The sequence below is a fragment of the Enterococcus ureasiticus genome, assembly GCF_001730285.1.
Lineage (GTDB): Bacteria > Bacillota > Bacilli > Lactobacillales > Enterococcaceae > Enterococcus_L > Enterococcus_L ureasiticus.
In genome coordinates this window covers 108972-125781 of sequence record NZ_MIJZ01000001.1, presented here as the reverse complement: position 1 = coordinate 125781, position 16810 = coordinate 108972, and the positions used below count along the sequence as shown (strand labels likewise).

16 protein-coding genes are annotated in these 16810 nt (G+C 35.5%); 2 read left to right on the top strand and 14 right to left on the bottom strand.

Translation table 11 applies throughout. The annotated features are described in order from the left end of the window. Positions 1-84 precede the first annotated feature (84 nt). The gene (locus BCR21_RS00610) at positions 85-480 is read right to left on the bottom strand and encodes a MerR family transcriptional regulator (protein WP_069644593.1); all 396 of its coding nucleotides are present in this window, start codon (positions 478-480) and stop codon (positions 85-87) included. A gap of 118 nt (positions 481-598) precedes the next feature. Between BCR21_RS00610 and BCR21_RS00605 the strand changes: the two genes are divergently transcribed. After that, a complete protein-coding gene (locus BCR21_RS00605) occupies positions 599-1435 on the top strand; it encodes an oxidoreductase (RefSeq protein WP_069644592.1) in 837 nt (278 codons plus the stop codon). Positions 1436-1504: 69 nt separating this feature from the next. Here the strand turns inward: BCR21_RS00605 and BCR21_RS00600 are convergent, their stop codons facing one another. Next, on the bottom strand, positions 1505-2953 hold the full coding sequence (locus BCR21_RS00600; RefSeq protein WP_069644591.1) for a DEAD/DEAH box helicase: 1449 nt from the start codon (positions 2951-2953) through the stop codon (positions 1505-1507). Positions 2954-3221: 268 nt separating this feature from the next. Between BCR21_RS00600 and BCR21_RS00595 the strand changes: the two genes are divergently transcribed. After that, on the top strand, positions 3222-3860 hold the full coding sequence (locus tag BCR21_RS00595; protein WP_069644590.1) for a DUF998 domain-containing protein: 639 nt from the start codon (positions 3222-3224) through the stop codon (positions 3858-3860). A gap of 171 nt (positions 3861-4031) precedes the next feature. On the opposite strand, the gene BCR21_RS00590 is transcribed toward BCR21_RS00595, so the two are convergent. The 12 genes from BCR21_RS00590 to BCR21_RS00535 form a co-directional block, all read right to left on the bottom strand. Next, a complete protein-coding gene (locus BCR21_RS00590; protein ID WP_069644589.1) occupies positions 4032-6275 on the bottom strand; it encodes an ATP-binding cassette domain-containing protein in 2244 nt (747 codons plus the stop codon). Positions 6276-6605: 330 nt separating this feature from the next. Continuing rightward, on the bottom strand, positions 6606-7589 hold the full coding sequence (locus BCR21_RS00585) for an aldo/keto reductase (protein WP_069644588.1): 984 nt from the start codon (positions 7587-7589) through the stop codon (positions 6606-6608). A 179-nt stretch (positions 7590-7768) separates the two neighbouring features. Further along, positions 7769-8284: a YjbQ family protein gene (locus tag BCR21_RS00580; RefSeq protein WP_069644587.1), complete on the bottom strand. Its 516-nt coding sequence runs from the start codon at positions 8282-8284 to the stop codon at positions 7769-7771. Between the two features lie 6 nt (positions 8285-8290). Continuing rightward, on the bottom strand, positions 8291-8989 hold the full coding sequence (locus BCR21_RS00575; RefSeq protein ID WP_069644586.1) for a triose-phosphate isomerase: 699 nt from the start codon (positions 8987-8989) through the stop codon (positions 8291-8293). 14 nt (positions 8990-9003) lie between these two features. Beyond that, positions 9004-9831 carry a class II fructose-bisphosphate aldolase gene (locus BCR21_RS00570; protein ID WP_069644585.1) on the bottom strand — a complete coding sequence of 276 codons (828 nt, stop codon included), beginning with the start codon at positions 9829-9831 and terminating at the stop codon, positions 9004-9006. Positions 9832-9842: 11 nt separating this feature from the next. Then, positions 9843-10127 carry a PTS sugar transporter subunit IIB gene (locus BCR21_RS00565; protein WP_069644584.1) on the bottom strand — a complete coding sequence of 95 codons (285 nt, stop codon included), beginning with the start codon at positions 10125-10127 and terminating at the stop codon, positions 9843-9845. Positions 10128-10146: 19 nt separating this feature from the next. Continuing rightward, a complete protein-coding gene (locus tag BCR21_RS00560; protein ID WP_069644583.1) occupies positions 10147-11490 on the bottom strand; it encodes a PTS galactitol transporter subunit IIC in 1344 nt (447 codons plus the stop codon). Positions 11491-11508: 18 nt separating this feature from the next. After that, positions 11509-11964 (bottom strand): PTS sugar transporter subunit IIA, encoded by a 456-nt coding sequence (locus BCR21_RS00555; protein WP_069644582.1) that lies wholly within the window; start codon positions 11962-11964, stop codon positions 11509-11511. 2 nt (positions 11965-11966) lie between these two features. Continuing rightward, a complete protein-coding gene (locus BCR21_RS00550) occupies positions 11967-13940 on the bottom strand; it encodes a BglG family transcription antiterminator (protein WP_084013181.1) in 1974 nt (657 codons plus the stop codon). A 268-nt stretch (positions 13941-14208) separates the two neighbouring features. Next, positions 14209-15114, bottom strand: coding sequence for a magnesium transporter CorA family protein (locus tag BCR21_RS00545; RefSeq protein ID WP_069644581.1), 906 nt, complete (start codon positions 15112-15114; stop codon positions 14209-14211). A gap of 69 nt (positions 15115-15183) precedes the next feature. Continuing rightward, positions 15184-15612: a MarR family winged helix-turn-helix transcriptional regulator gene (locus BCR21_RS00540; protein ID WP_069644580.1), complete on the bottom strand. Its 429-nt coding sequence runs from the start codon at positions 15610-15612 to the stop codon at positions 15184-15186. Between the two features lie 216 nt (positions 15613-15828). Next, positions 15829-16800, bottom strand: coding sequence for a LacI family DNA-binding transcriptional regulator (locus BCR21_RS00535; protein WP_069644579.1), 972 nt, complete (start codon positions 16798-16800; stop codon positions 15829-15831). Between the last annotated feature and the right edge of the window lie 10 nt (positions 16801-16810).

Sequence of the window (16810 nt, the reverse complement as noted above, 5' to 3'; positions counted from 1 at the left end):
CCTTTTATTTTACCTCTTTTGTGCACTGACTTTCTGCTTCTGATTCGCTTCTTAAAAAAAAATTAGAGTATTGAAATAACACATTTAACCTTTCAATTTAGGGTTTCTATAGTCGAGCCCCTCTTTTAAAAATAAGTCTTCATAATAATATTCTTTTTCTTTCAAAATTCGGATTTTTTTCTTCATTTTCGCGAGTTCCATCTCTGCATTTTCTCGTTGATTTGTAATTAGTTTTGAACGTTCTTCCATAGTAGAATTCCCAACTTCACAAAGGTCTACATAACGTTTAACTTCAGATAATCTCATTCCAGTTGTTCTTAAAGCTTGTACAATTCTTACCCAATCCAAATCTTCATTTGAAAATTGACGTACATTGTACTCATTTCTTATCACATGAGGAAATAGTCCTTGATTTTCATAAAAGCGTAAAGTGTGTGGAGAAATATCCATTTTTTGTGCTACTTCTTTAACTGTATACAATAGAATCCTCTTCTTTCTATTTGACTGAGTGTAACTCTCAAGGTTTATAGTTTCATTGTACCATGAGAAGGCACTTATAAATTAGGTGTCTTTAACAAAATTTTTAGGAGGAAAAAATATGACAAACAATGAAAAAGTCTGGTTCGTAACTGGAGCCTCGACAGGATTTGGAAAAGCACTCACGTTAAAATTACTAGAACACCATTATCGCGTGGTCGCTACTGCACGCAATCCTCAAGATGTTGAAAGTTATTTGACAAATGAAACGGATGTGTTGATAATCCCTTTGGACGTAACGAAAAAAGAACAAGTCAAACAAGCAGTAAGTCGCGCAATTGAATATTTCGGTCAAATCGATGTTCTAGTAAACAATGCTGGAATAGGTTATTTTTCTTCAATTGAAGAAGCGGATGAACAAGAAACGAGGAATCTTTTTGATATTAATTTCTTTGGGTTAGCTAGCGTTACAAGTGAAGTTTTACCTTTAATGAGAAAAGCGAATACTGGACATATTTTAAATATCTCTTCGGTTGGCGGTCTTGTTGCGTTCCCTGGTTTCGGTTATTATCATGCCAGTAAGTTTGCTGTTGAAGGCTACTCAGAATCACTTTATCAAGAAGTAATGCCTCTTGGAGTCCATGTAACGTTAATTGAACCTGGCGATTTTACAACTGATTTTGCTGGACGTTCTGCCAAAGAAAATACAACAACGATTTCAGATTATAATCAATCTGCGGGAAAAAGTATCCGTGGGCTTAGGCAATTGAGTGGACACCAGCCAGGTAATCCAGAATTAGCTGCTGAAGCAATGATTAAAATGACTGAAAGTTCAATGGAGCCACCTCTTAGATTACTATTAGGAAGTGATGCGTATAAACATGCAACCCAAAAGATTGATGCCTCTAAAACAAGTATTGAAACTTGGAAACAATTGACTCTGACGACGGATCACTGATGATTTAACTATTAAACTAAAAAATAAGAACATAACTCAACCTTCCCCTGAGTTATGTTCTTTATTATTTTATTTTTTTCTTGCCACGTGGACTTTCAATTGCTTGCCTTTGATCGTTCGTTCTTTCATTGCTTGAATAACCAGTTGGCCTTTTCCATTTAAAATATCAACGTATGTCACATTTTCTTGAATGGTAATAATCCCTATATCTTCTGATGTGATGCCTTCAATTTTTGAAATAGTTCCTACAAAATCAAGTGCTCTTAATTTCTTTTTCTTACCGCCATTGAAATAAACTTTTGTGATTTCTTCATTTACACGCTTAGCCTTTTGCTGCTTTGGTTTTTGCTTTGTTGTTATTTTCTTTTCAAACTCAGATTTATTTCTTGCTACTTGCTTAGCATTTGGTAAAGTGATCCGTGTCATTGTCAACTCACCAAATGATTCGATTTCTTTTTTTAATGACTCTTCTTTTGACGTTACAAATGTTAGCGCAAACCCTTCTTTGCCAGCACGTCCTGTTCTTCCTACACGGTGAATATAGCTTTCTTTTTCAAAAGGTACATCTAAATTAATGACATGCGTGATATTTTCGATATCAATACCACGGGCTGCAACATCTGTTGCCACGAGATAACGAAACTTACCTTTTCTAAAAGCATCCATTACTTCAAAACGGTCTTCTTGCATCATACCACCATGTAATTTACCAACTGGATATCCAGCTTTTACCAAGAAATCATATGTGTCATTGACTTTTTCTTGTGTGTTCCCGAAGATAATACATGTATCGGGGTTTTCAACGATCGTTACTGCCTCTAACGCAGCAAATTTATTTTCTTCTGTTACATCTAAAAAAGCATGCTGGATTTTAGGTGTTGTTTTTTCTGTCGCTTCGATTTTTACAACAACAGGTTCACGCAGATATGAGCTGCTCATTTTTTCAATTGTTTTTGGCATCGTCGCAGAAAACAGCATTGTGTTTTTAGCTTCAGGCAATGCTGCGATAATCTCTTTTACTTGCTCAATAAACCCCATATTCAGCATTTCATCAGCTTCATCAATCACTAAACAGTTGATTTTTTCAAGCGGGAGCGTTCCTTTTATTATATGATCTAGTACTCGACCAGGCGTTCCCACAACGATATGACTTTTTTGCTTTAATTCCGATTTTTGTTTAACGTACGAAGCTTTTCCATAAACTGCCGTTGCTTTTATCCGTTTATACCGGCCGATATTGATTAGATCTTCTTGCACTTGTTGTGCTAACTCTCTTGTTGGTTCTAAAACAAGGACTTGTGGTTTATTTTCTGCCCAGTCAACTTTTTCGCAAAGCGGGATACCAAAACTAGCTGTTTTCCCACTACCCGTCTGTGACTGAACTAAGACATCTTTTCCATCCAAAACAGCTGGAATCACAGCTTGTTGGACTGGTGTTGGTGTTTCATAGCCTAAATCTGAAATGGCATCTAGGATAACATCACTTATTGGATAGGTATTGAAGTTTGTTTTATTCATTGTTTCCCCATTCTTCTATTTTATCGATCAAAACATTTTACACACGGTTAAGATATCTTTTTGTGTGAATTGATTTGTAGTCTTAGTTATCAAAACTTTTTTAGACTCAATTCCTTATTATCCATGAAAACTCATTGAACTGCAAGAGGCTAGTTCATTCTCATAAATCAGGCTTTATTTAGTGAATCATTATTTTTCTAAAAAAAACAAGTTGTATAGTATACTACTATAGTGAACACAAACGATTGAGAGCAAAGAAGGTTTTTTCATGAAAGTTATAAAAAATTATGGATTTCTTATTATGATTTTGGTTATTATCAGCGAATTGACTTTACCTTGGATTTTCGCAAATTTTTATCCTGATTATAATCACATCACGATGTTAATCAGTGATTTTGGCGAAGATGGTAGCCCTGTCAAATCCGCCTTTAAAATTTGGCAGATCATTGATGGAGGCTTATTTCTTTTGGCTATCCCTAGTTTTTATGAACGATTCAAGCATACATCCAAACCACTTGCTAAATGGCTTAGTATTGTGATGGCTGGTTTTGCTATTGGTGATTGTCTTATTACTGGAATTTTTGATCGCTCAACCAATGCAAGCAAAATAAATGTTGAATCAATCATTCATGACTATTTATCAGGAGCAGGGTTTGTATCGCTTCTTATTGCTATATATCTTTTGATCAAGCTCTACAGAATAGAAAAAAAGCCTTTATTTGTTCAAACACTTATCATTATTTTTATCCTGTCCGTTTGCTTTATATTTTTATTTGCTGCGCCTAAAATTCCTATAGTCAATCAAGTAAATATCCCATATCGTGGGCTTTGGCAACGACTAAGTCTATTGTTTCTCTATTTACCTTTCTTTCTTGTAGCTTTAAAAAATCTGCATTGGAGAAAATGAAAAAATGAGGCTGAGACATAACTCTACGAGTCACCTCTCAGTCTCAAGGAATCCGGATAAACGGTGGGAGCAAAAGCAGCTTATTTCTCGGAGTTAAACCCTTCTGTCCCAACCTCATTTTTATTTTAACTCCTCTGTAACTCTCTACTTGACTCTTAGTTTAAAAAGTATCTACAAATAAGGTTTAGTAATCAAATCATCTGAAACTGATAATTTTTTAGGTGTTCCGCTAAACATTAATTGACCACCTTTTGCACCGCCTTCTGGTCCCATTTCGATGATCCAGTCTGCTTGCTTGATGATACTCAAATGATGTTCTAAAAGAATCAAGCTACTTCCTTCATCGACCATTTGATTAAACAGCCTCAACAATTGATCGATATCCGCTAAATGTAACCCATCTGTTGGTTCATCTAACAAATAAATCGTTCCCTTCTTATGAAGCTGATTCGCTAATTTCAAACGCTGCAATTCACCACCAGAAAGTGTGGTCAAAGACTGGTTCAATCTTAAATAACCTAAGCCAACTTCCATTAACGTTAATAATTCATTTTTGAAAGGCAGTTTAGAAAAGAAGTGGCCACTCTCGTTAACTGTCATTTCTAAAACATCGACAATGGTTTTGCCATTGTATGTGTACTTCAGTACCTCTGGATTATAACGTGTACCATGACAAACTTCACAAGTTGTCACGATGTCTTCCATAAAAGCCATATCCGAAATAATTACACCTTTGCCGCGACATCTTGGACAAGCTCCTTTTGAATTATAACTAAATAAAGCAGCACTCACGCTATTTTCTTTAGCAAACAGTTCACGGATTTTCCCAAAAATATCTAAATAAGTTAAAGGAGTAGAACGTAAATTGATTCCAATACTTTTTTGCGAAATGGCTACGATCTCTTGATTGTCTTCAATAGCTGTTTGACGGATGACCTCACCCAATGAAGATTTTCCTGAACCTGCAACACCGCAAATAACCGTCATGACATCCAATGGTATCTTCGCGGAAAAATCTTTTAGATTATGGCGATTGGCATTTTTTATATCCAAAAAGTTTTTTGGTTTACGTGTTTTCGTTTTAATTTGAATAGTAGTCTGAAGAGCCTCACTTGTAATTGTTTTGGTTTGAAGAAATTCAGAATAATCTCCAGCAAACTGAAGCTCACCACCGCCTTCACCTGCCCCAGGCCCCATATCAAGTATATATTCTGCTGATCGGATCAATTGAGGGTTATGTTCCACCAAAACCACTGTATTTCCTTTATTTTTCAAAGAAAGCAAAGCGTTATTGATTCGATCGATATCTTTAGGATGTAGGCCTGCGCTTGGCTCATCCAAAATATACATCATGTCATTGAGTGCGCTATTGATATACTTAGAGATTCTGATGCGTTGTGCTTCACCACCAGAGAGACTGCCAGTAGATCGAGCTAAAGTCAAATAACTTAAGCCAATATCAATTAAAGCCTTTAGACGTTTTTGAATTTCAGGTTTGACATCTACAGCTAATGGCTCATTGATTTTTTCAATAAAAGAAGTTAATTCATCCAGTGAAAACATCACTACATCCGCGATACTTTTACCTGAAATTTTACAGCTTCGTACTCGCTCATTTACCCGAGCTCCCAAACATGCAGGACAAGTTTCAACGGTTACAAATCGATCTAATTGCTTTTGATGTCTTTTTCCTTCATCTGATTGTAGGATACTCCTTCTCATCCGAGGGATCACTCCTTCAAATAGTGCAGTATGAGGCCATTTTTCTGGTGGACTTTTTAATTTTTGTTGTGGTGCATATAAAAATAATTCTAACTCCTCTTTCGAATAGTCTTTTATTTTCTTATTCAAATCAAATAGGCCGCTATCTGCGTAACGCTTCCAACGCCAAAATCCCGCATGAAAAGTCGGGAAGTCTATCGGACCTTCGTTTAAAGATTTATTGAAATCAACTAATTTATGAACATCAATAGTTGTCACGGTTCCAATACCATCGCACTCAGGACATTTGCCGTCAGGATGATTGAAGGAAAAAGTATCTGAATAGCCAACAAATGGTTTCCCTACTCTTGAAAAAAGCAGACGTAAAAAGGTATATATATCGGTGTATGTCCCTACTGTTGATCGAGAATTTGAAGACAATTTCTTTTGTTCGATCACAATCGCAACAGGTAAATTTTCAATGTTTTCAACAACTGGCCTGCCATATTTTGGTAGATATTTTTGCAAAAAGCTTGGAAATGTATCATTCAATTCTCTACGAGACTCTGCAGCCAATGTATCAAAAATCAAAGAAGACTTTCCAGAACCAGAGACTCCTGTAACCACGGTTAATTTATGTTTAGGTATTTGAGTTGTTACGTTTTTCAAGTTATTTTGTGTAGCGTTTTTTATGTTGATCCATTCTTTTTCCATATCGTTCCTCCTATTAGAGTGATGTATAGAATACAACTATTCGAATATTGATTGTAGCTTTTATAACTTATTATAGAACTATGTATGGTGTATGACTAATAAAAACTGATAAATTTTTTTATTTGTTGTGAAATCAAAAAAGGAACCGGGACATAACTCTATGAGTCACAACCCGGTCACTTGGAATCCAGATAAACGATGGAATCAGAAGGTTCGCCTGAAAAGACTTTTCTTGTTTCGCCGCATTCAATAAAATCTGTTTAAAAAACTTTTACAAAGTTATTTTTTATCTTCTTATTTTTAAAGTTTTTATTCAAGTATATTTGATTTTTAACGCCCTGTACGTTTTTTCTCAGACTCTGGGTAGCGATCACCAACAATTCGAATTTGCTCTAATGCTTGGGTAATCATTGCTCTTTCATCCGGACTAAATACTATATCGGATGCTGCAATATTTTCCAAAATCCGTTCTTTTTTTGTTGTTCCTGGAATTGGAACGATCCGCGGTTTTTGATCAAGTATCCAGGCAATCGCAAGTTGTGCTGTCGTGACACTTTTTGCATCTGCGATTTCCTTCATAAAATCAAGCAATACTTGATTGGCTTTCATCGCTGCTTGGGTGAATCTCGGTAATTCTCCTCGATTGTCATTTTCACTGAAATTGGTATTTTTATCTAACTTTCCAGTGAGATACCCTCTTCCCAGAGGGCTATATGAAACAAAACCGATTTCCAGTTCTGTCAAAATAGGAAAAATCTCTTCTTCAACTTCTCGCCACCAAATAGAATATTCACTTTCAACTGCTGCTATTGGTTCTACCGCATGCGCTTTACGAATCGTTTGTGCTCCTGCTTCAGATAATCCCCAATGTAGAATTTTCCCTTCCTGTTTGAGTGTTTGGATCGTTAACGCCACTTCTTCGATTGGCGTGTTTGGATCGATTCGATGAATATAATAAAAATCGATATAATCTGTTTTTAAACGTTTTAAGGAGCCCTCTACAGAGGAGATAATTGATTGTGGACTGCTATCTGCTCGATTGTTTAACCCATCTATTTTGAATCCACCTTTTGTAGCGATCTGTACCTGGTTTCTTCTTCCAGTTAAAGCTTCTCCAACCAATTCTTCATTAGTATATGGACCATATACCTCTGCCGTATCAAACATTTTGATTCCTGCATCTACTGCTGCGTGAACAACTTCAATCATTTTATTTTTATCTTGTGCTGGCCCTCGGTGATAATTTAATCCCATACATCCAAAACCAATAGCTGACGTTTCTAAACCATTTTTACCAAGTTTTCTTTGTTCCATCTTGTGTCCCATCCTTTCAAATCATTCATTATTAAAGAAACTCTTATTCTATATGATTGATTTTACTTATTAGAGTCCACTATAAGTCAAGTATTATCTTTTCTAAAAAATGATACAGAGAAAAAACTAGGCAACATGTTCTATTGGCCTCTTAATCGAACTAATTTATCTACAAACATTTAGTCACCCATTACTATCAACTGACATTTTCTATTTCGCTTACGATTTTGATCGAAGTCAATAAAATAAACATACCCAACAGATCCGATTTGAAGTGCTGTATCTTTAACGATAAAGGTTTCACTTGATCCAAATAAAGAAGCACGAATATGAGCATCTCCATTTAAAATCGTACCGGGATCGCTTGGGTAATTAGGATCTTTTAGTCCCATTAAAAATTCAAGATGTTTGGGACCAGGATAACGATAATTCGTTTCTTCAGATAGTTCTCTTGGTATAATTTTATCTAGTATTCGATTTAGATCTACTTGTAAAAACTCATCTCCGTTGAAATCCAAATCGTGGACAAATTCTTCAAATATCACTGAACAAGTCGTATGAGGCGACTGAACCACGCATATCCCGTTTGTTATTTTACTTTCTTTAACAGCTTGCTTCACTTCTTCTGTAATATTGTGATAGCTTACGCGCTGTCCATTAGATAGTAACGCTAAATCCATCGTATAGGTCTTCATAGAATTTTACTCCTTTAGCTCTGCTCTGACTTTGACAACTTCTTCCACCATTTCTTCTAAGGTTTGTATCGGGTCTGCTGCACACACAATGCCGCTTGTCCCCCCTGTGCCATCAGCTCCAGACTTAATTGCTTTGCGGACATCTTTGACAGTGCTAATACCTGCCGCTTGTAAAACGAATGTATTTGGTGAAACAGATTTTACCGCCTGATTCGTTTCCTCCATATAGGTAAGATCACTGACTTTTCCAGTACCGATCAATTCAGTTGGTTCACAAACCATTACATCTGGTTTCAGTGTGGCAATCGCTTGGGCTTCGGCTATTGAATCAGCGCAAGCGATCACCGAAATCCCTAATTCTTCTGCTCGTTTCATGATAGTTACAAGTTGATTGATACTAACTGGATGTTCAGCATGATTTAAAAATGTTGCTTGAACACCAGCTTCAACAAGTCCTTCTGGTAAAATGTAACCCATTCCTGGTCCCACTGTTAAACTGTCCATATGTTGAACCGTAATGATCAAACGACTTGTTTCTTTGGCTATCCGATAAACGTCTACATACTGAACCGTGAAAAAAATATCGATATCGTATTTTTCAGCAAGTTCATCCGCCTTTTTTGCCATTTTCAGCGCTTTTTCTCCATATAAATATGCTTTTGGATTCACACAGAAAAATGGGGATCGAATCACTCTTTTTTTCAATTTAGTCACCTCTTTTATTTAGTAGAAAATACTTTGTAGTAATGTTCGAGTGTTTCTTCTATTGCCTGATTAGCATATTTCTTTAATTGAAAATAATCAGTAGGATTTTTTTGCTCTATCCTTTTCATTGCTGCAGTAATAAAATCAGTAAAAATGTTGATTTTACTAATACCTTCAGTCGCACATCGATGCAAGTTATCATCACCTGAAGAAGACCCACCATGCAATACGAGTGGTGTTTTCAACGTTTTTCGAAGTTCTGACAACTGTTCAAAACTAATTTTAGGTACACCTTTATAAAAACCATGTGCTGTTCCAATCGACACGGCTAAAGAGTCTACATTTGTCTGCTCAACAAAATTCACTGCATCCACAACTTCTGTATAAATAGAATCACTGTGATCATGATTTTCATAATTAACACCTGAACCTACAAAACCAATTTCTGCTTCAACTACTACGCCTCGTTCATGCGCATAATCAGCAATTGCTTTAGATCGACGTACATTTTCTTTAAATGAATCAAGTGACGCATCGATCATAACTGAGGTAAATCCTAAATCTATCGCTTGTTTTATAATCTTTTCATCTTGACCGTGATCTAAATGTAAGACCACTGGTACTGTTGCTTTCTTTGCTAGAAAGTTTCCGATCAAAGCTGCTTCTTCTAACGACATCATGTCCATATGCGCTTGAGCAAAAGCAAGAATCAACGGTTTGTTCATCCGTTCAGCAACCGATACATAGGCTCTTGCAGAATCTAAGTCAAAGAAATTAGCAGCTGGAATCGCAAATTTCCCTGCTTGAGTCTGTTTAAATAATTCTTTTGATGTAACTAACAACTTGATTCCCCCTATTCATTGATTTTAGCTTCAATTTCTTGATACATTTCTTCCATGCCGATTCCTGTAAGCAAGGGTAAGCCCATGATGATTTTGTCTTTTATTTTATCTGGAACCACCGTTGTACTAACAATAATATCGTAATCATCAATTCTATTCATTTCATCGGCAACTTTTGACTGGTATAATCGGACGTCATTTTCATAGCCTTTGTTCTTCAACCATTCCTTGACTTTATTCGTTACAATCGTTGATGTAGCAACACCTGTACCACACATAATCAACATTTTTTTCATTTTTCTTCTTCCCTTCAACTTATTTATTTTGCGTTGCTTGTTTTTTTGGTAATACCTTATTCACATAAATCATTCCTACTAAAACTACGATTCCGATAATTGCCAATCCACCCCAACTTAATATTTTTGTAAGCCCTACATACATCCAAGTAGTCCATAATCCGCCTTCAGCGAGGGCTGTAATACTAGAGTTACCTTGTAAATCAAAGTTAGCAGCTTTTGCTGACATTGTTACTAATGGCGCAACCCATGATGTGATATACAAAATACTTACCATGTAAATGGAGCCCGCTATAACAGTTCGAACAATATTCCCCGCAAATACTGCCGCCATTAAACAAACTAAAAATGGAATTGTCGCAAGATCACCGAAAGGTAACGTAGTATTCCCCGGTAAAATAACAGCTAATAAAATGGTGATCGGAACTAGCAATAAAGAAGACGATAAGACCGCTGGATGACCAACAGATAGCGCTGCGTCCATTCCGATATAGAGTTCTCTTCCTGGAAAACGTTTCTTAACAAACTCATTTGCAGCTTCTGATATTGGTGTTAATCCTTCCATCAAAAGTGCAACCATTTTCGGCATCAAAACCATTACTGCACCTGTTTTCACAGCTAATTGACCGACTCCAGCAACATCATAGCCTGCAAAAAGTCCAATCACTAAGCCAATTAGAAAACCCATTACAGTTGAATCCCCAAAAATACCAAAGCGATTTTGAATCGTCTCAGGATCTGCTTTCCAATTTTTAATCCCTGGAATTCGATCAAATAACCAGTTCATCGGGATCGCAAAAATAAAGCCTGGCGCTGCGGTACCATGAGGAAAGGTAATATTAGGAAACCCATAAAACTTTTTGACGATTGGTCCTAAAATATCTCCAAATAATAAAATCATCATCATATAAACAATTGTTGCCGCAATTCCTATCGCAAAATTTCCTGTTAATGCATAAACCAAGGATGCAATAAACGCACCATGCCAGAAATTCCAAATATCAACATTCAATGTTTTGGTTAACCCCAAAATAATCAGTACAACATTCAATAATACCCCGATTGGAATCGCCAAACTCCCTAAAACAGTTCCATATGAAATAGCTGCCGCAGCTGGCCAGCCAACATCGATCGTCGTCAAATTCAAACCGAATCGTTCAACCATTGCTTGTGCTGCTGGTCCTAAACTACTACTTAATAAATCGATCACTAAATTCAAGCCAACAAACCCCACACCGACCGTCAAAGCAGAAGTGAATGCTTTACTTGGTTTTGTCCCAAGAATCATTCCGAATACAAAAATCAAAATCGGTAACACGACAATTGCGCCCAAATCAACAAACCACTGTAATCCGTCTAACATCTTGTTTCCCCCATTTCTTTAAGCTAAACCAACATGATGAATAATCTGAATAAATTCTGTTTTCGTTTGACAATGATAAAGTTTTTCCATGGTATCTTGCTCCTGAATCATACTGATCAACTTTTGCAACATCTCTAATTGTTCGTGTGCCTCTTTCAATGCCAACATGAAAATCATACTTACCTTCACAGGTTTATCATTGGTACCCATTTCAAAAAATGTGACTGGTTCTTTCAATGACATGAAAGCTATTTGTGATTTTTTAACATACTCACTATCCGTATGAGGAATAGCGACGCCGATTGCATGTACAGGAAGACCTGTAGGAAATTTTTCTTCTCTTTCAATAATATGTTCATAAAAATCCTCTGTAATAAAATCTTTCGCACCCAATTTCTTCGTCAACCTCTGTAGTGCTTCATTTCTATCGTTTACTTCTACTTGAAATTCAGCAATCTTACTATCGAAATACATCTTTACCCTTCCCTCCTGCTCAAACAACGCATTAATTCTGCGACATTTTCACTTTGAATAAGTTCTTTCACTCGTTCTTGTGAATCAATCATGTCATATAAAACTGAAACTAAATCTTTCGCAATAGCCATATCTTTTTCTGCAATTGCAATCGTCACAATTAAGCGTACTGGGTTCATGCCCCATTGAATCGACTGTTTTGTTGTTATGAAAGATAGTCTTGTTTCTTTTACTGTATCTGGTGCACCATGTGGGATAGCTACTCCACTTACAATACTCGTGTTCCCTAGTTCTTCTCTTTGTAAAATCGACTCTTTGAACCCTTCATCCACTAAACCCAACTCATCATATTGTCTAATCAAGAAATCCAACACCTCTTCCTTTTTCTCAAAATCTAGATTTAAGAAAATTAATTTCTTTTCAAAAAAGGGTTCTAACGAAACTGTCTCGATTTCTTTTGAATACGTAAATGTCTTTTCGTTCTCACTAAGGGTAGATAGATAGGTTGCAATCATTGAAACTTCCTCTGCTATCGGCAACGCTGAAACATGTAAAACAGGAATTCCCTCTAATTCCAGTGGGATTGCGGCAATGATTAAATCGATATCATCTACTGGATTTGTTTTTAGTTGCTTTTCTGTGGCAATCTCCACAATGACACTCGCAGGTAAATTCTGTTTGATCCGATTAAAAATCAGCTCAGAGGTTGCCAAACCATTTCCGCAAACAATCAATACATGCTTAGTCAACTGGATTTTTTCAAAAGCAATCTGAAAATGAATCGTTAAAAAAGAGACTTCGTCCTCGTTTAAAAACAGATGATAATGCTTTTCAAAAACAATTGCTGCGTACTGCGTTAACATAAACATTGTTGTATATTGCTTTTTTATGTTTTCCTTTAATGGATTGCGTACATAAATGTCATTTTTAAGCCTATGAATCATTGGCATGATATGAGCAATCAAAGAATGGAATAATTGTTCATCTTCGTCCACTTTTACATTCAACAAATGTGCCATCTCATTGATCAATGCAGTGGTTATCTTTCGAATTTTCCCATCAATTTGCAGGTCGATTACACCAGGAACAACACCATGTGCTAACAATAATGAGCATAAATACTGAATATCATTTTTATAGAAAATACAATTCAGTTCCTGATTCAGTTCCTCAGAAAAATTTAACGCAACCATATACAGTTGCATCTTCTGTAAGTCCTTAAAAACAAACTCATTTTGTTCTTCCACATGATGATTTGCCTTGAGTCTAGTTAAAAAAATGATAAGTGAAAGCTTTAAAGAATAGACAAAGTAATCGTTCAAGGTTTTACCCGTTTGAAGCATTATTTTTTCAATAAACCCATTCACATGCTGAATAATCATTGGTTCAATGATTTCAGAAAAAAATAGCAAGTTATCTTTCTGTAACCTTTCAACTTGTGGGTGGTATTTTTTGCTGTAACTCACTAAATACTTTTTATAGACCTTCTGAATAGATGTTTCTCTTTCTAAACTATTTAATCTACGTTCTTTTAGTTCACGAAGCTCACTATTCTTTAAATAACGTAAAACTTCGTCCATATCTTTTTTGATTGACTGCTTACTGATCAAAAACCTTTCGGCATATTCGTCATATGTTATTTTTTCTTCAGTCAGGAGAATTGCCGAAATCATGACCAATTGTCTATAAGCTGGTGAAAAAACTTCATTTTCTAAAACTGTCACTTTTTCTTGGCTGAGTAACCCTTTTAGGCGCTCTTTTGCTTCTTTAGAACCAACTAAAAATAAACCTTTTCTTGGTACACGATCTACAGTCAAGTCGTTGATACTAAGGTATTTTTCAACGTTCTGCAAGTCGCTATAAATCGTTTTGTTTGAAACCGATAGCTGTTTACTGAAAAAATTTGTTGCTTGGTACTCTTTTTGAACCAAGAGCAAGCGAAGCAACTCGTTCTCTCGCTTTGTTAATATAATCATTTAACACACCTCCGGAAAGCGCTTTCCACAATTGAAGTATACGAATATTTAGTCGGATAGTAAATCATCTTCTGCTTCCACATTAATGTGGAAATCACTATTGCGATACACTTTGAAAATATTCGTAAAAAAAAAACGAGTCTGAGACATAACTCTACGAGTCACACCTCAGCCTCAAGGAATCCAAATAAACGGTGGGAGCAGAAGCAACTCCTTCTTATTTCTCGGAGTTAAACACTTCTGTCCCAACTTCTTTGTCTAATTATAGTTATTTTAAAATAAGACGTAGAATAAAGGACAAACCAAACCAACCAATCAAACTAATCCCGATTGCGATCACCCAACCTAAAATATTATGTTCCAAGGGTAAAGGCATATTCATGCCGAAAAATCCAGTTACAATCGTTGGTATTGTTAATAAAATAGAAAGAATCGTTAATATTTTCATCGTATCATTCAAATTATTATTCAAGATATTATTATATGTACCCGATAACTGTTGTAATACTTGAGCTGTCAATTGGGCCATTTCAACCAGTTGTCGTGCTTCAATCTGAGTATCTTCTAATTGTTCTTTTTCAATTTCATCTAATGTTCGAAAAATCGTATTTGTTTTTATTTGGTCCAACAAAACTGTATTTTGCTTTGTAGCAGATATAAAGTAAGCAACGCCAGTTTCTACATCTGATAGCGCTAATAAATTGGCTTTTGTCGTTTTCTCCTTCAGCATTGCATTGATATGATTTCTTTCTCGATCCATTTCTTCGATTACAGGGAAGAATTTATCTGTAATGATAAATAAACTAGAAAAAAGAAATTTAAAAAGTGAGACTTCTGAATTTTTTTCTAAATAATTTTCCATATGCTGAATAATATACTTGTTTTCACTATTCGTTATGGTCAAAAGACGTTTATCTTTAATCAAGAATGTCATCGGAATCGCTTCATAATGATTATTGCTCTTTCCTTTTCTAGGAACATTGTAAATTAATATGAATGTTTCCAATTCATTATCATACTCAATCCGTGCTCGTTCATTTTTATCCAATGCATAAGAGATAATCTCAGTATCAATATCGTATTTTTTATATAAATCTGAATCAGTTGCAACTTGGTCGGAGTTGATATTGATCCAAATGTTCTCGCTATTCCCAAATTTCTTTTCTGTTATCACAAAAAATCCTCCTCAATAAAAACTAGTCCCAGTACCTAGAAAATGTTATTTGTACTAGAAAAAGTGTAACTAATTCTCTTCTAAATTTTTTTCAGCTTTAGTAAGGTTCATCATTAGTTGTTTTTGTTCTTCTTTTGTCAAACCTTTACGAACTTTCTCATCCAACTGTTCAAAAATGAGGTTTACTTGATCAACTAATTGCTTCCCTTTCTCTGTAAGGAAGATATTTTTCTGTCGTTCATTATTTTTAGGAATTTCACGATAAACAAAATCCCGCTCTTCTAGACCCTTTAAAATATTCGTGACCGTTGCTTGTTTTTTTCCAAGATAATCCGCTACTTCTCTTTGAATTGTCCCTGGATGATGAAAAATGTAACTGAGACTACGCGCTTGTAAACTATTTAAATGCAGTTTTTTTAATCTTGATACTACATAATTTTGCTGTAACCTGCTTAGTAAATAAACTTTCTCTGCTAAACCATCTCGATTTGAAATCATCTTTATCACCTCTCGTTTGATAGTTTAATCCAAAACACTTTATTTTACAACTGTTTTATTTAAATCTATATTGGATTCATCAGCAATAGTCCGATTCTGTTGACAGAAAAAGATCCTTGATTTGTCTATATAATCAAGGATCTTACCTATTTTATTGCTTTATTCGCTTTATAAAGTAATATAATTCACATGGAAAATTGATTTATATCCTCACTTTTAATCTTTCCATTCGGGAAATGACAGGCCATCGATAAAACTGGTGTAAATATGGTCATCTTCCGTTTCTTCTCCAGCAATCAGTTGAATGATTTTTTCAGCTGCCAACATCCCCCAGCGGTGTTTAGAGTATGAAATCGTTGCTAATTTTGGCTGAACAAACGCACTGATATCAATATTATCAAAACCAATCAAACGAATATCCTTACCAATTTCATAAGGTGTTTCTTTAAAATATTTATAAATACCAATCGCCATTTCATCATTCAATGCAAAAATATCTATAGGAAATTTAGGTTCTTTTTCCATGATTTCCTTAGCCGCTCGATATCCTGAAGGTTCTGTAAAATCTCCTGAAATAATCTCATAGTCAATAGCAAAACGCTCTAATTCTTTGATACTAGCATTTAATCGTTCCTGGCTATCATAGCTTTTTTTAGGTCCAGACACTAAAAATATTTTTTGCGTTTGTCTAGCGACAGCTTTTTCGATTGCTAACGTTGCGCCACCTTTATTATCTAATAAAACTTTACGCACGTTTTCATGTGTGATCAAACGGTCTAAAATCACTAAAAAATGCCCTCGATCTGCATATTGTTCGATTTCTTTATTCTTGAACGTCCAATCTAATACAATTGCACCATCGATCATTCGTTCGGGAATAAACAAATGCGATTTATTCCCGCTGCAAACAATCATTTCATAGTTTTGAGCTTCTAGCCCTTTTTTTATACCGTCCAATAATTCACCATAAAAACTTCCACCATAATCAGCAAGATATACACCAATTATATTGGTTTGCTGCCTTTTTAGAGTACGAGCAGCCATGTTAGGAACATAGTCCAATTCCTCTGCAATTGCTTGGATTCTTGCTCGAGTTGCTTCGGTGACTTTTGGACTGCCATTTAACGCATAAGAAACAGTTGAAATCGACACCCCTGCTTTTTTTGCAATTTCTTTAATCCCTACCATGTACGCTCAT